The following is a 24,571-nucleotide window of genomic DNA, read 5'->3' as shown; positions in this document are numbered from 1 at the left end:
CGGGCCGGAACGGCACTGTCGCGGTGGGGGAGGTACTGCCCCCACCGCGACGGGCGTTCCAGGACACCCCCCTCAGGAACCGCCGGCACCGCCCCTCGGACCCCACCCCTCGGGCCGCGCCCCCTCAGGCCGGGTCCCCTCGAACCGAGCCCGACAGGACCGGGCGCCCGGTCCTGTCGGGCTCACCCGCTCCCGAAGCGCAGTTCGCCGATCGAACCCGTCTGCACGACCGTGCCGTGCACCGTGGCGCCGGTGACGGTGTTGTGCACGTCGATCGTCCGCTGCGGACCGGGCCCGGCCGGGGGCGTCAACTCGTCCAGCAGCGCGCGGAGTTCGGCAGCCGCCGCCGGGTCGGCGGCGAGCGCGCGGCGCAGCCGGGCACGCCATTCGGAACGGACGTCGGCCATCAGTTCGCCGTCCTGGTCCCGCTGGGCGACGACGAGCTCGTCCCGGGCGGCGTCCAGGTCCTCCTCGATCGAACCGGCGCCGCCCGTACCGCGGTTCGCGAAGAACGCCACCGCCCGTTCGCGTGCCGCCGTCCAGCCGTCCGTCACCATCTGCTGTACGAGGGCGGTCGCCCCCGCGCTCGCCAGTGCCATCAACTCGGCTTCCACCGTGCCCCCTCACCCCGTGGACGGTTACGGATACGAGCGTACCCGTCACCGTCCGAGCAGGGCCGTGAGCGCGCCCACCGGGTCGGTGTCGGGGGTGCCCCGGGGCCACCAGTCCTCCCGGTCGCGGTCCGACTCGTAGCCGTACCAGAGTCCGTCGCGGCCGAAGCGGAGCTGGAGGGACGGCCCGGAGAGGCGGTTGCGCCAGGGCCGCAGGTGCGGGAAGTCGGCGGCGATCAGCGCGGGGCGGGCGCGGTCGAACGGTCCGGCAGGCGGGTCCCACGCCTGCTCCAGGACGGTGAGCCCGGCGAGGCCGCCCTGGCGCCAGGCGGCGACGGCGCGTGCCAGGTCGGTGGGGCCCTGGCCGGTGCCCGCGGCGAGGTCGCGGTAGAGGGCGCGGGTGGAGGCGGTGAGTCCGGAGCCGGGGTGGGCGGCGGCGAGGCGGACGGCGTCCTGCCAGGGGGTGAGTCCGTCGACGGGGTCGATGCCGGTGGTGAGGAAGGTGTGGGCGCGGACGGCCGCCTCGGTGGCGAGCAGGTCGAGCGCCAGCGGGTCGGGGGCGCCCGGTGTGTGCGGGTAGACCGGCGGGCGTCCCGGGTCGGGGGGCGGCGGGAAGGGCGGCGGCAGGGCGGGCAGCGCGCGGGGCGCGAGCGCCGTGGCCGCGTCGACCGTGGGCATGGGCGGGGGCGCCGTGCCGCGTTCGGCGGCGGAGCGGGTGGCGTTGCGGCGGGTGAGGTCGGCGAGGATCTCGTGCTCGCCGCGCCCGCGCATCAGGAACAGCACGAACGGGTCCTGGTCGAGCAGCCGGGCCGTCTGGTAGCAGAGCGCCGCCGCGTGTTTGCAGGGCAGCCCGTCGTCCGGGCAGGAGCAGTCGGGGGTCAGGTCGCCCGCGGTGGGCAGCAGGTCGGCGGTGGCGGCGAGCGCGTGCGGCATGTTCTTGTCGAGGAGGGCCGCGATGTGGTCGGGGCGGGCCGCCGCCGCGTCGAGGAGGTCCTCCCAGCCGTCGTCGCCGAGGGTGCGCAGGCGGATCTCCGTGCGGTACGGGCGCGGCCGGCTGCCGTGCACGTACGCCATGACCCGGCCCGGGGTGACCGTGATCGCGTCCACGTGCCCACGGCCCGCGTAGGCGCGCCCCCGGCGCAGCCGGGCGGGGTCCAGCGCCGAGCCCTCCATGGACTCCACCCACGCGTTGCCCCACCAGCTCGTGGCGACGGACCCGGTGTCGTCCGGGCCGGGCCGGGGCGGCAGCGCCGGGAACGTACGGCGGCGGTCGTCGTGCCGGGAGGCGCGCGGTGCGGTCATGACGCCCTCCGCAGCGAGACGAGGTCGGCCAGTTCGCGGTCGGTCAGCTCGGTCAGGGCGCCCTCGCCGGAGCCGAGGACGGCGTCGGCGAGGGCGCGTTTGGCGTTGAGCATCTCGGCGATGCGGTCCTCGACCGTGCCTTCGGCGATCAGCCGGTGGACCTGTACGGGCTGGGTCTGGCCGATGCGGTAGGCGCGGTCGGTGGCCTGCTCCTCGACGGCGGGATTCCACCACCGGTCGTAGTGCACGACATGCCCGGCGCGGGTGAGGTTGAGCCCGGTGCCGGCGGCCTTCAGGGACAGCAGGAAGACGGGGGTCCGGCCCGCCTGGAACGAGTCGACCATCCGTTCCCGCTCCGCCACGGGCGTTCCGCCGTGCAGGAGTTGGGAGGGGATGGCGCGGGACGCCAGATGCGCGGAGAGCAGCCGTGCCATCGACACGTACTGCGTGAAGACCAGCACCGAGCCGTCCTGGGTCAGGATCGTGTCGAGCAGTTCGTCCAGCAGGGCGAGCTTGCCCGACCGGCCGGTGAGCCGGGCCCGGTCCTCCTTCAGATACTGCGCCGGGTGGTTGCAGATCTGTTTGAGCGCGGTGAGGAGCTTCATGACGAGTCCGCGCCGGGCGATGCCCTCCGCGTTCTCGATGGCGGCCATCGTCTCGCGGACGACGGCCTCGTAGAGGGACGCCTGTTCGCGGGTGAGCGCGACGGGGTGGTCGCTCTCCGTCTTCGGCGGCAGCTCGGGCACGATGCCGGGGTCGGACTTCTTGCGGCGCAGCAGGAAGGGGCGGACCAGCCGGGCGAGCCGTTCCACGGCCTCGTCGCTCGCGGGGGTGCCGGCCGAGCCCGCGTGTTCCACGTTCTCCACGAGGCGCGCGTGCCGGGCGCGGAAGGACTTGAGCGGGCCGAGGAGGCCGGGGGTCGTCCAGTCGAGGAGGGCCCACAGCTCGGAGAGGTTGTTCTCCACGGGGGTGCCGGTGAGGGCGACACGGGCGGGCGACGGGATCGTGCGCAGCGCCTTGGCGGTGGAGGAGTACGGGTTCTTGACGTGCTGGGCCTCGTCGGCGACGACCATGTCCCAGGTGTACGCGGCCAGTTCGGGCGCGCTGCCGCGCATCGTGCCGTACGTGGTGAGGACGAACCCGTCCGTCACCCCGTCCAGTGTGCGGCCGGAGCCGTGGAAGCGGTGGACCGGGACACCGGGCGCGAACCGGGTGATCTCGCGCTGCCAGTTGCCGAGGAGGGAGGCGGGGCAGACGACGAGTGTGGGCGCCGGGCGGGCGCGGTGCAGGTGGAGCGCGATGACGGTGATCGTCTTGCCGAGGCCCATGTCGTCGGCGAGGCAGCCGCCGAGGCCGAGCGAGGTCATCAGGTCCAGCCAGGCCAGTCCGCGCAGTTGGTAGTCCCGCAGGGTCGCATTCAGGGCGGCGGGCTGCGGGACGGGCACGGGGCCGTGGAGGAGCCGGTCGCGCAGGACCGCCAGCGCGCCGGTCGGGACCGCCTCGACGGTCTCGCCGTCCACCTCGGCGGAGCCGGTGAGGGCGACGGCCAGCGCGTCGACCGGGTCGAGCAGGCCCAGCTCCCGTTTACGCGCCTTCCTTACGAGGGCGGGGTCGACCACCACCCACTGGTCGCGCAGACGCACGATGGGCCGGTGCGATTCGGCGAGGGTGTCCATCTCGGCGTCGCTGAGCGGATCGCCGTCCAGCGCCAGCCGCCAGTCGAACCGGAGCAGCTCGGTGCTGTCGAAGAACGGGGTGCCGTCCGTGGCCGAGCCGGGCGCGGGGCGTACGACGGCGGCGGCCGAGAGCGTACGGGCCAGCTCCCTCGGCCAGTGCACGGCCACCCCGGCGGCGGCGAGGCTCGCGGAGCCCGGCCCCAGCAGGTCGTACAGCTCGTCCTCGGAGAGCGGCAGCGCGGCGGGGACGTCGACCTCCAGCAGCCGGGCGAGCGGCGGCCAGACGCGGGCGGCGCGGCGCAGTGCCAGCAGGGCGTCGATCCGGGCGCGCGGCCCGAAGAGGTCGTCGCCGTCGCCCGCCCACAGCTGGGGCGCGTCCATGACGAGCGTCGGGTCGGCGAGGCTGTGGATCTGGACGAGGGCGGCCCCGGCGCGCCGCTCCGTGCCGGGCTCCTCGGGTGTCTCCCCCGTGCCCGAGGAGTCGAACAGTTCGTACGCGGACAGGTCCAGGCGCAGGGAGACGCGCACCCCGGCGTCCATCCCGGCCGCCGCCTCGGCCGCCCACGACCGGGCGCCGGGCAGGTGCTGGGCGGCGCGTGCCGCGAAGGGGGCGCCCGCGGCGAAGGCGGCTGCGGGTGTCCGGGGCAGCGAGTCGGCGACCGCGTCGAGGAAGGCCCGTACCAGCGCCTCGGGCTCGGGCAGCCGCAGAGGGAGGACGCCGGGAACGGGGACGGCGTGCGCCTCGTACGGCATGGCGGCGGCGACGGCCCGGAGCTGGGCGATGTCGTCCGCGTCGAGCGGACCGGCGCGCCAGGCGTCGTGGTCGGAGGCGGTGAGGCCGGGCAGCAGCCGGCCCCGGGCCGCCAGATGCAGCGCGTGCAGGGCGGCGGCGCCCCAGCAGGCGGCGGAGGGGTGGGCCGAGGCGTCGGTACGGGCCCGGACCAGCAGCGGCACGGCCTCGGCGACGGGCATCAGCAGGGCCCGCACGACACGGGTACCGACTCCGCCCTCGGAGCTGTGGGAGGCGTCGGAGGCGTCGCCCGGACCGGCTCCGGGCACCGGGCCGGCCCGGTCCTGGTCGGCGGGGCCGCCGGAGCCGTACGGCTCCCGCACACCCGCCACGACCGTCAGGTCGCTCAGCGGCCGGTCGCCCTCCCCGTACGGCTCCCCGTCCGCCGTCCAGAACGCGACCCGGCCCTCGCGGGGCACCCCGGCGGGCAGGAAGACGGCGGCGCAGTGTGCCGGCGGCATGACGGCGCCGAGGCCGTCCCCCGGCGCGACCCTCGCGGCAGCCGCCTTCGCACCCGCGTGCGAGAGCGCTCCCGAGGAGGCGCGCACCGCCGACGGCATGTCGTCCGGCACATGTCGTGTCATCGTCACCGCTCCCTCCACCCGGGCCCGTAGCTGCGAGTTCTCGTTACGCGGCGAGTCTAGGCGGGGGGTCTGACAGTGCCCCGTCGTGCCTGACGACCGCGTCCCCGAGCCGGAAGGGGACGCACTCGTCAGGCACGGCGGGGCGGGTGCCGGTGGCCGCGGATCAGACCCGTCGGCGCACCAGGGCGAGGAGCTCCGCGTTCTTCTGCCGCCGCACCCACGCGACGACGGCGAAGAGCACGAAGAAGATCACCGGGGTCAGCGCGTTCTTCCCGTCGAAGACGGTCATCTGTGTGACGAAGGCGCCGATCATCAGGCTCATGAACGCGATCGCCGAGACCCCCGCGAGAATCGGCACGACCAGCGCGATCGAGCCCGCCAGTTCGAGGGCGCCGACGAGGTACATGAGCCAGTCGCCCACGCCGATCTCGTCGAACGACTGGGCGGCCGACGAGTGGCCGATGATCTTCGGCCCCGCGCTCGCGACGCCCAGGAACAGCGCCATGACGATCTGGAGCGTACGGACCGCGATGTCGGTCCGGCGCGAGGGCCCGGTCCCGGCCACGCCCTCCGGGGACGCGGGGTCGGAAGCCGATCCGGACCCGGACGCGGAAACGGACCCGGACGCGGAAAGGGGCGCGGACGCGGGCGTGGTCGGCGCGGGAGTGGTCGTAGCCTCGGACATGGGTGTTCTCCTCCGTCACGCACACGGTGCGTGTCACCGTGCGGGGTGTCTGTCACGGAGATAGACGCCCGTCCCGCCCGGAACTCATCGCTCTCCGGCGGACCCGATCGGCGAATTTCCGCCACCGGGGCGTCGCCGGAGCATCACCGGAGCGGCCGATGCCGCGTCGGCCGGTTCCGGGGCCCGCGCCCCGTGAATCGAGGGCGCGGACCGGGTACACCAGGGACAGGAGGTGCGATGCCATGCGTACGGGAAATGAACCCGTCACCGCGCGCAGCCCTCTGCGGATGCGGTGGTGGCTGAGTGTCTGGGGCCTGATCTGGACCGCCTTCGGCACGATCGCCTTCGCGGTGGTCGGCCGTCCCGGCTGGGCGATCGCCTGCGGGGTGCTGATGCTGATCGTGGTCACGGACTTCCTGCTGGTCGTCCGCCACAAGCGGCAGGGCTCGCGTTATCAGCCGGGCCGCGACGTACCGCCGTACCGAGCCCGCGACGACCGTGACGGCCATGAACGCGACCACGGCCGCGACCACGACGGGAGCAGCACCACGGGCAGTACCACGAACGGCACCACGAGTGGCGGCCTCAGCCGTCGGAGTCGAAGCGGGCGGCCTTGAGGTACTCCGGCTTGGGGTCCAGGGCCGCCGCCAGCCGGAAGTGCTTCGTCGCCAGCTCGGGCCGGCCCGACCGTTCGTAGGTGCGGGCCAGCGCGAAGTGCGCGAACGCGTTGTCCGGCTCGCGCTCCAGGACCAGTTCGAACTCCAGCTCCGCGGGGCGCAGTTGCGCGGCGGCGAAGAACGCGCGGGCGCGCAGCAGGCGCGCCGCCGTGTTCTCGGGATGCGCCGCGATCACCGAGTCCAGCAGTTTGACCGCGCCGCGCGGGTCGCGCGCGGCCAGTAGTTGCTCCGCCGCGCGGTAGTCGATGACATGGGTTTCCGGACTCTCGGCCACGGTCGCTTCCTTCCGTCGGTGCGCGCTCTCAACGTCGCACGGGACAGTGGTTTTCCCAAACGGCTCGGGAGGGGCGGTTCACCGGGCGGCTTCCGCCCGCTCGACCAGCCGCTCCCACACCTCGCGGACCTGCGGCTCCAGCTTCTCCAGCGGCCCGTCGTTGTCGATCACCACATCGGCGGCGGCGGTACGCCGCTCGCGGGTGGCCTGGGCCGCCATCCGCGACCGCGCCTCGGACTCGGTCATGCCGCGCAGCCGTACGAGCCGGTCGAGCTGGGTCCCGGGCGAGGCGTCCACGACGACGACCGTGTCGTACAGGCCGGTCAGCCCGTTCTCGACCAGCAGCGGTACGTCGTGGACGACCACGTCCCGCTCCCCCGCCGCCCGCTCCAGCTCCTTCGAGCGCGCGCTGACCAGGGGATGGACGATCGCGTTGAGGGTGGCGAGCCGGTCGCTGTCGGAGAAGACGAGCGCGCCGAGTTTCGGGCGGTCGAGCCTGCCGTCGGCGGTCAGCACACCGGGCCCGAAGGCGTCGACAACGGCGTCGAGCCCGGGGGTCCCGGGCTCGACGACCTCTCTGGCGATCTTGTCGGCGTCCACCAGCACCGCGCCGTACGACACGAGCAGCCGGGACACCTCACTCTTTCCGGCACCGATCCCGCCGGTCAGGCCCACTGTCAGCATGTCCGGCAGCTTAGAGCGTGCACCGGATGTCTTACGAGATGCCCGGCGGTCTCTCCGGGCATCTCGTAAGAGCGGAACGACGCATGTACGTCGCCCTCTCCGGCCCTGAGGCCGCCAAACCCACGCGCGCGGGAAGCCGCCCGCGTGCCCGAAGGACACACGCCAGGCGCATCGCGCGCGTCAGACGTCGCCCTCGCGCTCGGCCAGGAACTTCTCGAACTCGCGCCCGATCTCGTCCGCCGACGGGAGTTCCGCCGGTTCGGCGACCAGATTGCCCCGGCTCTCGGCGCCGGCCACCGCGTCGTACTGGTGCTCAAGGCCCTGCACCATCGTCACCAGCTCTTCGTCGCCCTCGCTCAGCTGGCGCTCGATCTCGGTCTGCGTGCGCTGCGCCTCCGTACGGAGGGAGTGCGCGACGCCCGGCAGGACGAGGCCTGTCGCCGCCGTGATCGCCTCCAGCGCGGTCAGCGCGGCGTCCGGGTACGAGGACCGCGCCACGTAGTGCGGGACGTGCGCGGCCACGCCGAGTACGTCGTGCCCGGCCTCCATCAGCCGGTACTCGACGAGCGCCTCGGCGCTGCCGGGCACCTGGGCCTCCTCGAAGGGGCTGCGGTGTCCCGGCATCAGGTCGGTGCGGTTGCCGTGCGGCGTGATGCCGACCGGGCGCGTGTGCGGCACACCCATCGGGATGCCGTGGAAGTTGACGGCCAGCCGGACGCCGAGGCGTTCGACGACCTGGGCGACGGCCACGGCGAAGCGCTCCCACTCCACGTCCGGCTCGGGGCCGGACAGCAGCAGGAACGGGGCGCCCGTGGCGTCCTGGACGAGCCGAACCTCCAGGGCCGGCGTCTCGTAGCCGGTCCAGCGGTCGCGCCGGAACGTCAGCAGGGGGCGGCGGGCGCGGTAGTCGACCAGTCTGTCGTGGTCGAAACGCGCCACCACCTGGTTCGGCAGCGACTCCAGCAGGTTCTCGACGATCTGGTCGCCGGTCTCCCCCGCGTCGATGTAGCCCTCGAAGTGGTAGAGCATGACAAGGCCCGCGGACTCCTGTGCGAGCGCCATGTCGACGACTGCCAGGCCCTTGGGCTCCCACTCGTACAAATCCCGCGGATCAACCACGATTACCGGTCCTCCTCGTGTTCCTCAGGGTGAACACGCCCCCGGGCGTGAGCATTCCCCACCCGCGCGACCCCCATCCGGGCCTCGCGCGGGCGTCTGCCGGTGGTACGCGATCCAACGCGCGCGCCCCGTAAGGTACTTCGCGCGCCCGACCTGTCGCTTCCGGCCGGAACCTTCCCCCCACGCCCGGGTCCGCCCCGGCCCGCCGCGATCCGCGCCGGTGGACGCACGCGTGAGGCCCGCTCCCTTGCGGGGGCGGGCCTCACGTTCTAACTATTCACCCACTGGGGGCCGGAGCGTCAGCTCTGGCCGCCGGCCAGCTTCTCGCGCAGCGCGGCCAGGGCCTCGTCCGACGCGAGGGCGCCGGAGTTGTCCTGGGACTCCGAGGAGTACGAGCCGCCGCCACCGTTGCCGCCGGAGGCCGCGGGAGCCGCGCCGGCCGGGGCGGCAGCGCCCTCGGCAGCGGCGGCCTCGTCGGCCTCGCGGGACTTGATGACCTGCGCCTGGTGCTGCTCGAAGCGGGTCTGCGCCTCGGCGTACTGGGTCTCCCACACCTCGCGCTGGGATTCGAAGCCCTCGAGCCAGTCGTTGGTCTCGGGGTCGAAGCCCTCGGGGTAGATGTAGTTGCCCTGGTCGTCGTACGAGGCAGCCATGCCGTACAGCGTCGGGTCGAACTCGACCGAAGCCGGGTCCCCGCCGAACGCCTCGTTGGCCTGCTTCAGCGAGAGGCTGATGCGGCGGCGCTCCAGGTCGATGTCGATGACCTTGACGAAGATCTCGTCGTTGACCTGGACGACCTGCTCCGGGATCTCCACGTGGCGCTCGGCCAGCTCGGAGATGTGGACCAGGCCCTCGATGCCCTCGTCGACGCGGACGAACGCGCCGAACGGAACGAGCTTGGTGACCTTGCCGGGAACGACCTGGCCGATCTGGTGCGTCCGGGCGAACTGCTGCCACGGGTCTTCCTGCGTCGCCTTGAGCGACAGGGAGACACGCTCGCGGTCCATGTCCACGTCGAGAACCTCGACGGTGACTTCCTGGCCGACCTCGACAACCTCGGAGGGGTGGTCGATGTGCTTCCAGGAGAGCTCGGAGACGTGCACGAGACCGTCGACACCGCCGAGGTCCACGAACGCGCCGAAGTTGACGATCGAGGAGACGACGCCGGAGCGGACCTGGCCCTTCTGCAGGGTCGTGAGGAACGTCTGGCGAACCTCGCTCTGCGTCTGCTCCAGCCAGGCACGGCGGGACAGGACCACGTTGTTGCGGTTCTTGTCCAGCTCGATGATCTTGGCTTCGAGCTCCTTGCCCACGTAGGGCTGGAGGTCGCGGACGCGGCGCATCTCGACGAGAGAAGCCGGCAGGAAGCCACGGAGGCCGATGTCGAGGATGAGACCACCCTTGACGACCTCGATGACGGTGCCGGTGACGATGCCGTCCTCTTCCTTGATCTTCTCGATCGTGCCCCAGGCGCGCTCGTACTGCGCGCGCTTCTTGGACAGGATGAGCCGACCTTCCTTGTCCTCCTTCTGGAGAACAAGGGCTTCGATCTCGTCACCGACGGCGACGACCTCATTGGGGTCGACGTCGTGCTTGATCGAAAGCTCGCGGGAGGGGATGACGCCTTCGGTCTTGTAACCGATGTCGAGCAGGACCTCGTCCCGGTCGACCTTCACGATGACGCCGTCGACGATGTCGCCGTCGTTGAAGTACTTGATCGTCTCGTCGATCGCGGCGAGGAATGCTTCCTCGTTACCGATGTCGTTGACCGCAACCTGCGGGGTGGTGGCGGTGGTCTCGGTGCTGCTCGTCATGTGGGTAAAGGCTCCGGTGCGGACATTGAGTCGTAGGTACTGCCACGCCGAGAGCCCGTATCGCCATCCACCGGAAGTCCGCACAGCCCGGGGAGCGCCATTCCCGAAGAGGAGAAGGCGCCTCGAAAGCCGAGGGAACCAACAACGGATGCGAGCGCGGCCTGCTACGTCTGAGGCGCGCAAGCCCGCAGCGCAACCTTTAGCATACGGGGGCAGCCGGACACGGTCAATGCGCGAAGGCGCACACCGGGGGCGGAAGGCCCCATACCCGGCACAACATTCGTTTCATGAGGCCACGAGGGCCGCACCGCGGCGCGAGCGGACACCGGCCGGGCACCGCGCGGCGCGGGTGCTGACCGGTCTCTCCGCACACTACGACGACGGACACGATGAGCCAAGAGCGCGCAGACCAGCAGGCCGAGCGGCGGGCGCCGCACGACACGGCACACGAGCGGACCCCGCGACCCCGCCAGGAGCCGGGGCCGGCTCCTGGGCCGGCCCCGCGGACGGAGCCGGAGCCGGAGTGGGAGTCGGAGGCCACCCGGCGCGCGAGTGACGGCGCCGAGAGCAGCCGCGCCAACCGGGGCTGGTGGGACCGGAACGCCGACGACTACCAGCTGGAGCACGGCACCTTCCTGGGAGACGACCGGTTCGTCTGGGGGCCCGAGGGCCTGGACGAGGTGGAGGCGGAGCTGCTGGGCCCGCCCGAGTCGCTGAAGGACCTCGACGTCCTGGAGATCGGGGCGGGCGCGGCACAGTGCTCGCGCTGGCTGACGACGCAGGGCGCGCGCCCGGTCGCGCTCGACCTCTCGCACCGGCAGCTCCAGCACGCGCGGCGCATCGGCGACGACGTACCTCTTGTGGAGGCGGACGCGGCGGCGCTGCCCTTCCGGGACGGCTCCTTCGACCTGGCGTGCTCCGCGTACGGGGCCATCCCCTTCGTCGCCGAACCGGTACGGGTGTTCCGCGAGGTACGGCGGGTGCTGCGCCCCGGCGGGCGCTGGGTCTTCTCGGTCACGCACCCGATCCGCTGGGCGTTCCCCGACGAGCCGGGGCCGGAGGGGCTGTCGGTGTCGGCGTCGTACTTCGACCGCACGCCCTACGTGGAACAGGACGAGCAGGGGCGCGCGGTGTACGTGGAGCACCACCGGACGCTGGGCGACCGGGTACGGGACGTGGTGGCGGCCGGGTTCCGGCTGGTCGACCTGGTGGAGCCGGAGTGGCCGGCCTGGAACACGCAGGAGTGGGGCGGCTGGTCGCCGTTGCGCGGGAATCTGATCCCGGGGTCGGCGATCTTCGTCTGCGTACGGGACTGAGGACGGGGCCCGTACGGCACCGGGGGCGGGCACCGGGGGCGTTGCCGGAGACGGGACCGGAGGCGTCGGTGGACGCGTGACCGGGGCGAGACTGGGGGCGTGATCCGCCACGACGCACTCGCCGCGCTGCCCGTCCGTACCGCCCTGCCCGCGCTGGAGGCCGCCCTCGACGGGCCGGGACGGGCCGTGCTGTGCGCGCCGCCCGGCACCGGCAAGACGACGCTGGTGCCGCTGGTACTGGCCGGGCTGATCGGCCCCGGCGGCGCGGGGGCCGGGAGCGGGACGCGGCGGCGGGTGGTCGTCGCCGAGCCGCGCCGGATCGCCGCGCGCGCGGCGGCCCGGCGGATGGCGTGGCTGCTGGGTGAGAAGCCCGGCGGGAGCGTCGGCTTCACGGTGCGCGGGGAGCGCGTGGTGGGGCGCGGCACGGTGGTGGAGGTGGTGACCACCGGTGTACTGCTCCAGCGGCTCCAGCGCGACCCCGAACTCGGCGGCGTGGACGTGGTGATCCTCGACGAGTGCCACGAACGGCACCTGGACGCCGACACCGTGGCGGCCTTCCTGCTGGACGTACGGGCGACACTCCGCCCGGACCTGCGGCTGGTGGCCGCGTCGGCGACCACCGACGCCGAGGGGTGGGCGCGGCTGCTGGGCGACGCGCCCGTGGTGGAGGCGCGGGGAGTGACGCATCCTTTGGAGGTCGTGTGGGCGCCGCCCGCCCGGCCGGTGCGCCCGCCGCACGGCATGCGGGTCGATCCGGCGCTGCTGGCCCATCTGGCCACCGTGGTGCGCCGGGCGCTGGCCGAACGGGCGGGCGACGTCCTGGTGTTCCTGCCGGGTGTCGGCGAGATCGGCCGGGTCGCGGCGCTGCTGGGGAGCCCCGGCGACCTCGGCGCGTCCGTGCTCCAGGTGCACGGCCGGGCCCCGGCCGCGGTGCAGGACGCGGTACTCGCGGGGCCGGGCGACGGCGAGCGCCGCGTCGTCCTGGCCACCTCCGTCGCGGAGTCGAGCCTGACCGTGCCGGGCGTACGCGTGGTGGTGGACTCCGGGCTGGCGCGTGAGCCGCGCACGGACCACGCGCGCGGGCTGAGCGCGCTCACCACGGTGCGCGCCTCGCAGGCGACGGGCCGGCAGCGCGCCGGGCGCGCGGGCCGTGAGGCGCCGGGCGCGGTGTACCGGTGCTGGGACGAGGCGGAGGACGCGCGGCTGCCGCGTTTCCCGGCGCCCGAGATCAAGGTCGCCGATCTGGCGGCGTTCGCCCTTCAGGCGGCGTGCTGGGGCGACCCGGACGCGTCCGGTCTCGCACTGCTCGACGCGCCCCCGGCGGGAGCCCTGGCCGCCGCCCGTACGGTCCTGGCCGCGATCGGCGCGGTGGACGCCGACGGGCGGGTGACCGGCCGGGGCGTCCGGATGTCCCGGCTCGGCCTGCACCCGAGGCTGGCCCGCGCGCTGCTCGACGGCGCCGCCGAGGTCGGCGCGCGCCGGACCGCCGAGGTGGTGGCGCTGCTGAGCGAGGAACCGCCGAGGGCGTACGGCGACGACCTGGCGGCGGCCTGGCGCACCGCGAAACGGGGCGGCGACGGCTACGCGGCGCGCTGGCGCCAGGAAGCGCGGCGGCTGGCCTCGGCCCTGCCGTCGGGCCCGGACGGGGCGGCACGGGGCGACGACGACGGCGGCGGCAGCGGTGACGGCGGTGGCGGCCACGGCCTGCCGGACGACACGGTCGTGGGGGTCGTCGCCGCGTACGCCTTCCCCGAGCGGATCGCGCGGGCACGGGGCGGCGGTGCCTTCCTGATGGTGTCGGGCACCGGCGCCGAACTCACCGACGGGTCCGGGCTGCGGGACGCGCCGTGGCTCGCCGTCGCCGTCGCGGACCGGCCCGCGACGGCCGCCTCCGCGCGGGTACGGCTCGCCGCCGTCGTCGACGAGGACACCGCGCGGGCCGCCGCCGCGCGCCTGCTGGTCTCCGGCCAGGAGGTGCGCTGGGAGGACGGCGACGTCGTCGCCAGGGAGGTGACACGGCTCGGCGCGGTCGAACTGTCCGGGCGCCCACTGCGCAACCCCGCTCCGGCGCGGGTACGCGCGGCCCTGCTGGAGGGGCTGCGGCGGGAGGGCCCCGACAGCCTGCTGCGCTGGACACGGGACGCGCGGGGCCTGCGGGAGCGACTGGCCTTCCTGCACCGGGTGTTGGGCGCCCCGTGGCCGGACGTGTCGGACACCGCGCTGCTCGACGGCGCGGAGAACTGGCTGGAGCCCGAACTGTCGAGGGCCCGCCGACGCGCCGACCTGGCCCGCGTCGAGGCGGGCGACGCACTGCGCCGGCTGCTGCCGTGGGCGTCGGGCGAGGCGGCACGGCTGGACGAACTGGCTCCGGAACGCCTCCGGGTGCCGAGCGGTTCACGGGTACGGGTCGACTACGGCGGGGAGCAGCCCGTACTGGCGGTGAAACTCCAGGAGTTGTTCGGCCTGACCACGACACCGACGGTCGCGGGAGTGCCGGTACTGGTCCACCTGCTCTCCCCCGCCGGCCGTCCGGCGGCGGTCACGGCCGACCTCGCGTCCTTCTGGCGGGACGGCTACCGCGCGGTCCGCGCCGAACTGCGCGGCCGCTACCCCCGCCACCCCTGGCCGGAGAACCCCACGGAGGCCCCGGCGACGCGGCGCCTGAACGAGCGCCGCTAGGGCGTGCGGCGAAGTAGCGCCGGCGCGCACGGTCGCGGTGTCGTCGTAACGGGCCACGTACGCCCGGTACGAGACCGATCCTCCCCCGTGCGAGCGCACGCACCGACCGCCACGCGCCCCGCCCTGCGGGCGGGAGCGCCGCTTTCGCCTCGCGCAATGGCCGGGGTCCGGCACGTAGCGGCGGGCGCGCGGCGGGTATTCGCGGCCCGGAACCCCTGGCACGGCACTTCACCGCGCGGCTGCCGGGGGCGCCCTGAGTGCGTGCCGGACGGATCGTGAGAAGTGGTGCCCGCCCCGGGTCCCGCGCGGGGTCCGGGAACCGGCCCGGTCTGTGTCCGGCACCGCGAAGTGGCGCGCCGTCCCGCACGAACGCTGTCGCCTTCCGGCCCCACCCGCCCCCCAACACACCTGTGCCGCCCCTCCGTCCGGGACGGAGGGGCGGCACAGGTCCTGAGAACTCGGCGCGGCTACGCGGCCGGGGCCGCGACCTTCAGTTCGATCGTCACCTTCGCGCCGCCCGCCGTCTCGATCTGGAGCAGGAACGTGCCCACCGCGTCGTCCGCGAAGAGCTTCGGCAGGAGCAGCGCGCCCTGGGCGTCGGTCTTCAGGCCCGTCAGGGCGCGCAGCGGCTGGCCGGCGGCGTCCTTGAAGTAGGGGCCCTTGTCCGACGTCGACGGGTTGTCCGCCGAGGTGATCAGGGTGGCCTTGACCGCCACTCCCGCCGCGGCCTGCCCGTTGAGGGTGGCCATGATCCCGACGGCGTCGGCGAACTCCGTGCCGGGCGCCGCCGTCAGTTCCTTGTCGCCGGTGCGGACGACCGCGTCCGCGACGCGTTCGGTGACGGTCGCCGTGAAGTCGACGGCCTGGACCGTACGGTTCGCGACACTCACCCGGACCGTGAAGTCGCCGGTCTTCTCGCCCGCCCGGAGCGCGGGCGCCGTCGCGACGCCGTTCGTGCCGCTCGTCACGGTGACGTTCCTCGTACCGCTGTCGAAGGTCGCGTCGGTGTCGCCGACGATCTCGAACCGTACGGCCACCTTGCCGACGACCTTGCCCTTGCCGTCCTCGCCGCGCACCGTGACGCGCTGTGCGAAGGCCGTGCCCGCCGTGGCGGACAGTGTGCCGGTGCCCGCGTTCTCCAGCCGTGCGACGGTCGGATCGGGGGTGGCGGGCGGCGTCGTCGGCGGAGGCGTGGTGGGGGGCGGGGTGGGGGGCGGCGTCGTCGGCGGCGGAGTCGGCTTCGGCTTCGGGGGCTTGGGCGACGGGCTCGTTTCGGGGCTCGGGGACGCCCCGGGTCCGCCCGGGTTCAGCGGGCCGGGGCCCTCGGGCAGCTCGCCCGTGCCGTCCGGCACCTCGTGGCTGCCGCGCTTGTAGTACTCCAGCCACGACAGGACCGTGGCCAGATACTCCCGTGAGCGGTTGTAACTGAGGATCGCCCGGTCGAGGTTGCTCTTGTCCGACAGGTCCCGGTCGTCGGCGCAGAGGTAGCGGCCGGCGGCGAGCGCCGCGTCGTAGATGTTGTTCGGGTCGTCGCGGCCGTCGCCGTTGGCGTCCTGGCCCCAGGTCGCCCAGGTGGACGGGATGAACTGCATCGGTCCGACGGCCCGGTCGTGGGTCGTGTCGCCGTCGTACGCGCCGTTGTCGGTGTCGGAGATGTTGGCGAAGCCGACACCGTTCAGCACGGGGCCCAGGATCGGCGAGAGCGTGGTGCCCGCGTCGTCGACCCGGCCGCCGCGCGCCTGGCCGGACTCGACCTTGCCTATCGCCGCGAGGAGTTGCCACGGCAGGTTGCAGCCGGGGTTGGTGATCGCGATGCGCTGCTCGGCCTGTTTGTACGCGGCGAGCACGGACGCGGGTATCCCGGCCTCGGACGCGCCCAGGCTGGGCAGGTCGATCGACGTACCGGGCTTGTCGGGGGTGTTCAGCGGCGGGAGGTCCGTGTGGTAGGAGGAGTCCCCGGAGGCCGAGTCGCCGTCCGGCACGCTCGATCCGGACGCCTGCTTCCCGCCGTCACCGCCGCCGGACACTATGGCCGGGGCCTGCGAGGCGGAGAGTGCGGCGACTGCGAGTGCGGCGACCGCCGTGGTGGCCGCCCCTCTGCGGAGCCGGCGGCCGAATTGCGCTGCCATACGTCTGGTCCCTCCCGGTGAACGGTTGTTCGCGCTCCCCCGCGCGTGGCCACAGGCGACCCTACGGCAACTCCCTTGCCCCGCACACGGGCCGGTGACCGCATTTCACCGTTTCGCCACCTCCCCGCTCCCCCTTCGTCGAACCGGTGGCCGGGAACGCGCGTCGTCCATACTGATCCCGGTCACGATCACGATCACCGTGGTCGGGACGGTCACCGTCGTGCCGAGACGCTCACGGTCGTCGAGACCCTCACGATCATCCAGGGAGACCGGCTGTGCCTTTCACGCTGAGCCATGCGGCGGCGGTCCTGCCGGGCATCAGGAGGGACGGCACGTCGCGCGGTCCGCTGCTCGCCTCGGCGCTCGTCGCCGGTTCGGTGGCGCCCGACATGACGTACTTCGCCGCGACCGCCGTGCCCGGCGCCATGGAGTTCGGCGCCGTCACACACGGCCCGGCCGGCCTGTTCACCGTCGACGTCCTCATCGCCGCGGCCCTGGTGGGCCTCTGGCTGCTGCTGCGTGAGCCGTTGGTCGCGCTGCTGCCCTCCCGGTGGCGGGGCAGGGTGTACGCCTGTGTACGAGGACCCGACCGGCGCGGCGGCCGACGCCCCGCACTGGCCGCGCGGTTCTACGTCTCGGCGGTGCTGGGCGCGTCCACGCACGTGGTGTGGGACGCGTTCACCCATGTCGACCGCTGGGGCACCCGCGCCCTCCCCACGCTGGGGGAGATCGTCGGGGGCTTCCCCCTCTACACGTACACGCAGTACGGCAGTTCGGCGCTGGCCCTGGTGGCGCTCGGCTGGTTCACGGTCTCCGCGGTGCGCCGGCTGCCCGCCGGCCCGGCGCCTGCCGCGGTGCCCGTGCTCGGACGGCGGGAGCGCGCGCTCGCCCTGGCGCTGCTCGCGGTGTGCGTCCTGCTCGGCATGGCGCACCGGTTCGCGCGCTGGTACGCCTACCACGGGCAGGTGTCGACCCCGCTGGACGTGATCCCGACGCTCTGCTTCGGCGCCGGGGCGGGACTCGCCGCAGGGCTCGTGCTGTACGGCGCGGGTGCCCGGCTGCGCGCCGCCCGTACGAGACCGGCCGGGCCGGCCGCCGCCCCCGCCTCCCCGGACCGGGCCCGCACCGGCCCGCGCTGATCCGGTCCGGCACGGCCGAGGGGCCGGGCCGGACCCGTACGCGGTGCCCGGCGATCGGGACACGGCGCGAGAACGTCCGCGACAACGGGCAGGGCCCGCGCGCGTGGTGCTCAGTGGGCCGCCGAGTTCCAGTCCGGGCCCACGCCCACCGAGACGTCCAGCGGCGCCCGCAGATGCGTGGCCGCCGCCATCTCCCGGATGACCAGCTCCTCGACCCGCTCCCGCTCACCGGGGGCGATCTCCAGCACGATTTCGTCGTGCACCTGGAGCAGCATCCGTGACACCAGCCCGGCCTCGGTCAGCGCCTTGTCGACGCGGAGCATCGCGACCTTCACGATGTCGGCGGCGGTGCCCTGGATCGGGGCGTTCAGCGCCATCCGCTCGGCCATCTCGCGGCGCTGGCGGTTGTCGCTGTTGAGGTCCGGCAGATAGCGGCGGCGGCCGAGCATGGTCTCCGTGTAACCCGTGGCCCTGGCTTCCTCGACCGCCCGCTGGAGGTAGTCCCGTACACCGCCGAAGCGCTCGAAGAACGTGTCCATCAGACCGCGCGCCTCGGCCGCCTCGATGTTCAGCTGCTGGGAGAGGCCGAACGCGGAGAGCCCGTAGGCCAGTCCGTACGACATCGCCTTGATCTTGCGGCGCATGTCGGGGGTGACGGCGGACCGGTCCACGCCGAACACCTGGGAGGCGACCGTGCTGTGCAGGTCCTCGCCGGAGGCGAACGCCTCGATCAGACCGGCGTCCTCGGACAGATGCGCCATCACGCGCAGCTCGATCTGGCTGTAGTCGGCGGTCATCAGCGACTCGTAGCCCTCGCCGACGACGAAGCCGCCGCGGATCGCCCGGCCCTCGTCGGTGCGCACCGGCACGTTCTGAAGATTCGGGTCCGTGGACGAGAGGCGCCCCGTGGCCGCGACGGTCTGGCTGAACGTGGTGTGGATACGGCCGTCCGCCGCGATCATCTTGACCAGGCCCTCGACCGTGACACGGAGCCTGGCCTGCTCACGGTGGCGCAGCATCACGACGGGCAGTTCGTGCTCGGTCTGCGCGGCCAGCCACGCCAGCGCGTCGGCGTCCGTCGTCCAACCGGTCTTCGTCTTCTTGGTCTTGGGCAGACCCAGCTCACCGAAGAGGACTTCCTGGAGCTGCTTGGGCGAGCCGAGGTTGAACTCGTGGCCGACGGCGGCGTGCGCCTCCTTCACCGCCTGCTGCACGGCGGCGGCGAACTGCTCCTCCAGGGCGACCAGATGGGGCCGGTCGGCCGAGATGCCGTTGCGCTCCAGCTTGGCGAGCAGCGCCGAGGTGGGCAGTTCGATGTCCTGGAGCAGTCCGGTGGCGCCGACCTCCGCCAGCCGGCCCGTGAACGCGTCGCCGAGGTCGAGGATGGCGCGCGCCTGCGTCATCAGCGCGTCCGCCTCGGCCTGGTCGTCGCTGCCGAAGGCCAGCTGCCCGTCGGCCGCGGCGGCCGGGGCCAGTTCGCGTCCGAGGTACTCGACGGCGAGGGCGTCGAGCGCGAAGGAGCGGCGGCCGGGCTTGACCAGATACGCGGCGAGCGCGGTGTCCATGGTCACCCCGCCGATCCGCCAGCCGTGCTCGGGGGCGACCCGCATGGCGGCCTTCGCGTTGTGCAGGACCTTGGGGTGGCCGTCGGACGCCAGCCAGTCGGCGAACGCCTTCTCGTCGGCCTCGTCGAGCTGCGTGGGGTCGAACCAGGCGGCGGCACCGTCGGCGGCGGCGAGCGCGACCTCACTGACACTGCCCGTGCCGAGCGCCCAGGTGTCGACCAGGGCGACGCCCAGCGGCCGGTCGCCGTGCTCCGCCAGCCAGGGCGCCACCTCGCCGGACGCCAGCACCGTGCCGTCCAGCTCGATGCCCGCCTCGGGGGCCGGTGCCTCGTCCTCGGCGGCGCCGGGGTCCACGGCGAGCAGCCGTTCACGCAGGCTGGGGTTGCGGATCTCCAGCACGTCGAGGACACCCGTGACGGCCGACCGGTCGTACGGAACACGCTCCAGCTCCTGCGCGCTCCTCGTCAGCTCCACCGTGCGCACCAGCTCGGTGAGATGGCGGTTGAGCGTCACCGAGGGCAGGTGGTCGCGCAGATTCTGCCCGACCTTCCCCTTGACCTCCTCGGCGCGCTCCACGAGCGCGGCGAAGGAACCGAACTGGTTGATCCACTTCGCGGCGGTCTTCTCACCCACACCGGGGATACCGGGGAGATTGTCCGACGGGTCGCCGCGCAGCGCGGCGAAGTCCGGATACTGCGCGGGCGTCAGCCCGTACTTCTCCTGGACCTTCTCCGGGGTGAAACGGGTCAGCTCGGAGACACCCTTGGTGGGATACAGCACCGTCGTGTGCTCGCTGATGAGCTGGAAGGAGTCCCGGTCGCCGGTGACGATCAGCACCTCGAAGCCGGCCGCCTCGGCCTGGGTGGCGAGGGTGGCGATGACGTCGTCCGCCTCGAAGCCGTCGACCGCGAACCGGTGCGCGTTCATCGCGTCCAGCAGCTCGCCGATCAGCTCGACCTGGCCCTTGAACTCGTCCGGTGTCGCGGAGCGGTTCGCCTTGTACTCCGGGAACTCCGCCGAGCGCCACGTCTTGCGCGAGACGTCGAAGGCCACCGCGAAATGCGTGGGCGCCTCGTCACGCAGGGTGTTCGCCAGCATTGACGCGAAGCCGTAGAAGGCATTGGTCGGTTGCCCGGAGCTGGTGGTGAAATTCTCCGCGGGCAGCGCGAAGAACGCCCGGTACGCCAGGGAGTGCCCGTCCATGAGGAGCAGGCGGGGACGGTTGTCTTCGGTCTTCTTCGACGCTGTCTCGGCCACGTACCCGATCCTGCCACGCCCCACTGACAATCCCGACCCGCGCACCCCGGCCCGGACCGGCTGTCGGTGACGCGTGGCAGGATCGGAGGAGCATCGCGGGAGCGGTCCCGCCCTACGAGCCAGGGAGAGCGTGATGGCCAGCAAGCCGCCCTCGGGTGACCCGGTCCAGGACGCGCCGCGGGTCGACCCCCCGCAGCACAGCGCCGCCGGACTGCCCGCCGTCGCGCACTCCCTGCGGGTCGCCCAGCAGCAGATGGGCGTGACACGGGCGGCGCGGACACTGCTCAAGGTCAACCAGAAGAACGGCTTCGACTGTCCGGGCTGCGCCTGGCCGGAGGGCGACCACCGGCACACGGCGGAGTTCTGCGAGAACGGGGTGAAGGCGGTCGCCGAGGAGGCGACGCTGCGCCGGGTGACCCCGGAGTTCTTCGCCGCGCACCCGGTGGCCGACCTGGCGAACCGCAGCGGTTACTGGCTGGGTCAGCAGGGCCGTATCACCCAGCCGATGCTCCTGGAGCGCGGCAGCGCCGACAGCGGTGACGGCACCGACGACGGTGCGGGCGGCCCCGGCGGTGACCGGTACGAACCGGTGAGCTGGGAGCGCGCGTTCGCCGTCATCGCCGAGGAACTGACGGCGCTGGACTCCCCCGACGAGGCGCTGTTCTACACCTCGGGCCGCACCAGCAACGAGGCGGCGTTCCTGTTCCAGCTGTTCGCCCGCGAGTTCGGCACGAACAACCTGCCGGACTGCTCCAACATGTGCCACGAGTCGTCCGGATCCGCGCTCGCCGAGACCCTGGGCGTCGGCAAGGGCAGCGTGTCCCTGGAGGACATGCACCAGGCCGATCTGATCATCGTCGCCGGGCAGAACCCGGGGACCAACCACCCACGGATGCTCTCCGCCCTGGAGAAGGCCAAGACGGCGGGCGCCCGGATCATCTCGGTCAATCCACTGCCCGAGGCCGGCATGGAGCGGTTCAAGAACCCGCAGACCCCGGCCGGCATGATCAAGGGCGCGGCCCTCAACGACCTCTTCCTCCAGATCCGCATCGGCGGCGACCAGGCCCTGTTCCGGCTGCTGAACAAACTGATCCTGGAGGCGGCCGAGACCGACCCGGCCGCCGTCGACACCGCGTTCGTCACCGAACACACCCACGGCTTCGAGGAGTTCACCGCCGCCGCGCGCGCCGCCGACTGGGACGAGACCCTGACCGCGACCGGTCTGGAACGCGCCGACATCGAACGCGCCCTGGCGATGGTGCTGGCCTCGAAACGGACCATCGTCTGCTGGGCGATGGGCCTCACCCAGCACAAGCACTCCGTCGCCACCATCCGCGAAGTCGTCAACTTCCTCCTGCTGCGCGGCAACATCGGCCGGCCGGGCGCCGGGGTGTGCCCCGTACGCGGACACTCCAACGTCCAGGGCGACCGCACCATGGGCATCTTCGAACGGCCCGCGCCGGCGTTCCTCGACGCCCTGGACCGGGAGTTCGGCATCACCTCGCCCCGCCACCACGGCTACGACGTCGTACGGGCCATACGCGCCCTGCGCGACGGCGACGCGAAGGTCTTCTTCGCCATGGGCGGCAACTTCGTCTCGGCGTCACCGGACACGGAGGTGACCGAGGCCGCGATGCGCACCGCGCGCCTCACCGTCCACGTGTCGACCAAGCTCAACCGCTCCCACCTGGTCACCGGCGCACGCGCCCTGATCCTGCCGACCCTCGGCCGCACCGACAAGGACGTACAGGCGGGCGGCAGGCAGTTCGTGACCGTCGAGGACTCCATGGGCATGGTGCACGCCTCCCGCGGCAACCTGGCCCCCGCGAGCCCCCATCTGCTCTCCGAACCCGCGATCGTCGCCCGCCTCGCGCGCGCCGTCCTCGGCCCGGCGTCGGCCACACCCTGGGAGGAGTTCGAGAAGGACTACGGGACGATCCGCGACCGGATCTCCCGGGTCGTCCCCGGCTTCGAGGACTTCAACGCGCGCGCCGCCAGGCCCGGCGGCTTCCGGCTGCCGCACGCCCCGCGCGACGAACGGCGCTTCCCGACCCTCACCGGCAAGGCCAACTTCACCGCGGCGCCCGTCGAGTACCCGGCACTGCCGGAGGGCCGGCTGCTGCTCCAGACCCTGCGCTCGCACGACCAGTACAACACCACGATCTACGGCCTCGACGACCGCTACCGGGGCATCAAGGGCGGCCGGCGGGTCGTTCTCGTCAACCCCGACGACGCCCGGCGGCTCGGCCTGGCCGACGGGGCGTACACGGACCTGGTCGGCGAGTGGAAGGACGGCGTCGAACGGCGCGCCCCGGGATTCCGGGTGGTGCACTACCCGACGGCGCGCGGCTGCGCCGCCGCCTACTACCCGGAGACGAACGTGCTGGTGCCGCTGGACTCCACCGCCGACACCAGCAACACCCCGGCGAGCAAGTCCGTCGTGGTGCGCTTCGAGCAGCCCTGACCCGACCCTGTTCCCCGTCCCCTGCCCTGGCGCTGCCCGGCCCGGCCCCCGCTAAGCGTTCGCTCAGCCGTCTGAATAGGACGGTCGGGACAGGCGCGCGGGACTCAGACGCGCCGCACCGTCGCACCGTCGCACCGTCGCACCACGCAGCCGATCGGAGCCTGACCCATGGGTGAGCAGCCCCCCGCGAACGAGCAGTCCGCAACGACGTTCCCGCAGGAGATCATCGACAGGTACGAGCCCTACGGCATCGACCTGACGTCGCTCTTCTCCGCCGGGAGCCTCGGCACCCGCATGGGCGTGCGGGTGATCGAGGCGTCCGCCGACCGCGCCGTCGCCACCATGCCCGTGGAGGGCAACACCCAGCCGTACGGACTGCTGCACGGCGGCGCCTCCGCCGTCCTCGCCGAGACCCTCGGCTCCATCGGCGCGATGCTGCACGGCGGCCCCGGCAAGGTGGCCGTGGGAGTCGACCTCAACTGCACACACCACCGGGCGGTACGCAGCGGGCTGGTGATCGGCGTCGCCACCCCGGTCCACCGCGGCCGGTCCACCGCGACGTACGAGATCGTGATCACCGACGAGCAGGAGAAGCGGGTGTGCACGGCCCGGCTGACCTGCCTGCTCCGCGACGCCCCGGCCCCCGAGGCGGGCTGACCGCGACACGGCTCCGTCCCACGCCGGCACCGGGTCGGGCACCGGGCGCCGGGTGGAGCCGCCTGCGCCCGGTCCGCTCCGGTCCCGTCGGCGCCCGGCCCAAGCTCCGCAGCACGACCACCGCCCCGCCCGGCCCGGCACCCCGCCCCGCGCCCGCCCCACTCCGTCAACCTCTACGCCCCCACAGCACCGCCCCGCGCGACCCCCGCACATGTCTTGTGCCGCGGTCGCCCGACTGTCTACCGTCGCCCTGTGGCCCTCGGCAGCGGCTCCGGACGCCGCGCACGCGTCGTGTCTTCCCTCGTCCTCGTCACCGCGCTGGCCGGATGCGCACCCTCCGGCCCACCCGACATCACGCACCGTGACGTGCCGAGCCCGCAACGCACCACTCCGGCCGAACTGTGCGCGACCCTCGTCTCGTACTGGGTCCGGGAAGCCCTCGCCGGAAGCACCTGGGCCGGGCTCGACTGGGAACAGAAGGGTCTGTCCAACGAACAGCTCGGCCTGCACGACGAGATCCTCGCCGCCGCGCGCGCCGAACGCGAACGCCACGGAAACCCGGCCGCGCAACGGCTGATCACCCGCGAGACCACGGCCCGGTGCACCGCCACCGACGGCGCCCTCGGCAGCTCGGAGAACTGGCTCCCGCCGAAGTGACCACGGCGCCACGACAGAACCACGGGACCGCCGCCCCCGTACGGACCCCGCCGCCCGCCACCGGCCTCCCGCCGACCGTGTCCGGCCGGTCGCTGCCCGTATCCCCCTCTGGCACCCTCCGAAAAAAGCAACTCTGCGTGACAACCGGACGGTGCTGAAACTCCCCGTCCCACACGGCCCGCCCCACCCGGCGACCTCCGCCGGCACCCCCGCCGGACACCGTCCGTGTCAGCACCAAGATCCCTCCAAGCCCCTTAACAGAGCTGCGCGTTCTCAGCATGCGGTCATTTCTTGACCCGGGCCGCGACAGCCGCCGCCCCCTCGTCAAACCTCAAACCTTGCTCAGCGGCATAACAAGAGAGTCACATCCATGGCCGACTTGTCCCGCACCCCGTCAGCTGCGCCTAGAGTCACGGCCAGTCACCGCGCCGCCGGGCAGCTCTGCTCACCACCGCGTAGCAACACCCAGCCCACGCTCGGCGATGATCACGG

General features: G+C 73.2%; 17 protein-coding genes. 7 read left to right on the top strand and 10 right to left on the bottom strand.

Translation table 11 applies throughout. The features are described from left to right. Positions 1 to 182: 182 nt before the first annotated feature. The 4 genes from OG875_RS24345 to OG875_RS24330 all read right to left on the bottom strand — a co-directional run bounded on the left by OG875_RS24345 (position 183) and on the right by OG875_RS24330 (position 5,648). Positions 183 to 614 carry a hypothetical protein gene (locus tag OG875_RS24345; protein WP_330176353.1) on the bottom strand — a complete coding sequence of 144 codons (432 nt, stop codon included), beginning with the start codon at positions 612 to 614 and terminating at the stop codon, positions 183 to 185. Positions 615 to 659: 45 nt separating this feature from the next. Continuing rightward, positions 660 to 1,913, bottom strand: coding sequence for an SWIM zinc finger family protein (locus OG875_RS24340; protein WP_330176352.1), 1,254 nt, complete (start codon positions 1,911 to 1,913; stop codon positions 660 to 662). Beyond that, a complete protein-coding gene (locus OG875_RS24335; protein ID WP_330177889.1) occupies positions 1,910 to 4,840 on the bottom strand; it encodes a DEAD/DEAH box helicase in 2,931 nt (976 codons plus the stop codon). Before OG875_RS24335 ends, OG875_RS24340 begins: the two co-directional genes overlap by 4 nt. A gap of 286 nt (positions 4,841 to 5,126) precedes the next feature. Beyond that, on the bottom strand, positions 5,127 to 5,648 hold the full coding sequence (locus OG875_RS24330; RefSeq protein ID WP_330176351.1) for a DoxX family protein: 522 nt from the start codon (positions 5,646 to 5,648) through the stop codon (positions 5,127 to 5,129). 242 nt (positions 5,649 to 5,890) lie between these two features. On the opposite strand from OG875_RS24330, the gene OG875_RS24325 reads away from it, so the two are divergent. Continuing rightward, positions 5,891 to 6,265, top strand: coding sequence for a DUF6343 family protein (locus OG875_RS24325; RefSeq protein ID WP_330176350.1), 375 nt, complete (start codon positions 5,891 to 5,893; stop codon positions 6,263 to 6,265). On the opposite strand, the gene OG875_RS24320 is transcribed toward OG875_RS24325, so the two are convergent. The 4 genes from OG875_RS24320 to rpsA all read right to left on the bottom strand — a co-directional run bounded on the left by OG875_RS24320 (position 6,234) and on the right by rpsA (position 10,216). Further along, positions 6,234 to 6,599, bottom strand: a complete 366-nt coding sequence (locus OG875_RS24320; protein WP_330176349.1) for a tetratricopeptide repeat protein — start codon at positions 6,597 to 6,599, stop codon at positions 6,234 to 6,236. The genes OG875_RS24325 and OG875_RS24320 overlap by 32 nt on opposite strands. Before the next feature lie 78 nt (positions 6,600 to 6,677). Then, on the bottom strand, positions 6,678 to 7,283 hold the full coding sequence (gene coaE / locus OG875_RS24315) for a dephospho-CoA kinase (protein WP_330176348.1): 606 nt from the start codon (positions 7,281 to 7,283) through the stop codon (positions 6,678 to 6,680). 180 nt (positions 7,284 to 7,463) lie between these two features. Next, positions 7,464 to 8,345 (bottom strand): PAC2 family protein, encoded by an 882-nt coding sequence (locus tag OG875_RS24310; protein ID WP_443079287.1) that lies wholly within the window; start codon positions 8,343 to 8,345, stop codon positions 7,464 to 7,466. Between the two features lie 356 nt (positions 8,346 to 8,701). Further along, positions 8,702 to 10,216: a 30S ribosomal protein S1 gene (gene rpsA, locus OG875_RS24305; protein ID WP_330176346.1), complete on the bottom strand. Its 1,515-nt coding sequence runs from the start codon at positions 10,214 to 10,216 to the stop codon at positions 8,702 to 8,704. A gap of 389 nt (positions 10,217 to 10,605) precedes the next feature. Here rpsA and OG875_RS24300 point away from each other — a divergent pair, with 389 nt between their 5' ends. Next, entirely contained in the window at positions 10,606 to 11,532 is a 927-nt protein-coding gene (locus OG875_RS24300; protein ID WP_330176345.1) for a class I SAM-dependent methyltransferase, read from the top strand. A 99-nt stretch (positions 11,533 to 11,631) separates the two neighbouring features. Beyond that, positions 11,632 to 14,211 carry an ATP-dependent helicase HrpB gene (gene hrpB / locus OG875_RS24295; RefSeq protein WP_330176344.1) on the top strand — a complete coding sequence of 860 codons (2,580 nt, stop codon included), beginning with the start codon at positions 11,632 to 11,634 and terminating at the stop codon, positions 14,209 to 14,211. A gap of 467 nt (positions 14,212 to 14,678) precedes the next feature. On the opposite strand, the gene OG875_RS24290 is transcribed toward hrpB, so the two are convergent. Beyond that, a complete protein-coding gene (locus OG875_RS24290; RefSeq protein WP_330176343.1) occupies positions 14,679 to 16,340 on the bottom strand; it encodes a lytic transglycosylase domain-containing protein in 1,662 nt (553 codons plus the stop codon). A gap of 275 nt (positions 16,341 to 16,615) precedes the next feature. Between OG875_RS24290 and OG875_RS24285 the strand changes: the two genes are divergently transcribed. Then, positions 16,616 to 17,479 carry a DUF4184 family protein gene (locus OG875_RS24285; protein WP_330176342.1) on the top strand — a complete coding sequence of 288 codons (864 nt, stop codon included), beginning with the start codon at positions 16,616 to 16,618 and terminating at the stop codon, positions 17,477 to 17,479. A 110-nt stretch (positions 17,480 to 17,589) separates the two neighbouring features. Here OG875_RS24285 and polA read toward each other — a convergent pair whose 3' ends face one another. Further along, on the bottom strand, positions 17,590 to 20,301 hold the full coding sequence (gene polA, locus OG875_RS24280) for a DNA polymerase I (protein ID WP_330176341.1): 2,712 nt from the start codon (positions 20,299 to 20,301) through the stop codon (positions 17,590 to 17,592). 133 nt (positions 20,302 to 20,434) lie between these two features. Here polA and OG875_RS24275 point away from each other — a divergent pair, with 133 nt between their 5' ends. From OG875_RS24275 to OG875_RS24265, 3 genes are all read left to right on the top strand, one after another. Next, positions 20,435 to 22,765 (top strand): FdhF/YdeP family oxidoreductase, encoded by a 2,331-nt coding sequence (locus tag OG875_RS24275; RefSeq protein WP_330176340.1) that lies wholly within the window; start codon positions 20,435 to 20,437, stop codon positions 22,763 to 22,765. A 168-nt stretch (positions 22,766 to 22,933) separates the two neighbouring features. Then, positions 22,934 to 23,422, top strand: a complete 489-nt coding sequence (locus OG875_RS24270; protein WP_330176339.1) for a PaaI family thioesterase — start codon at positions 22,934 to 22,936, stop codon at positions 23,420 to 23,422. A gap of 252 nt (positions 23,423 to 23,674) precedes the next feature. Then, on the top strand, positions 23,675 to 24,079 hold the full coding sequence (locus tag OG875_RS24265) for a hypothetical protein (protein WP_330176338.1): 405 nt from the start codon (positions 23,675 to 23,677) through the stop codon (positions 24,077 to 24,079). Positions 24,080 to 24,571: the final 492 nt, after the last annotated feature.

It is taken from the genome of Streptomyces sp. NBC_01498 (genome assembly GCF_036327775.1).
Lineage (GTDB): Bacteria > Actinomycetota > Actinomycetes > Streptomycetales > Streptomycetaceae > Streptomyces.
This window is presented reverse-complemented; position numbering and strand designations above follow the sequence as displayed.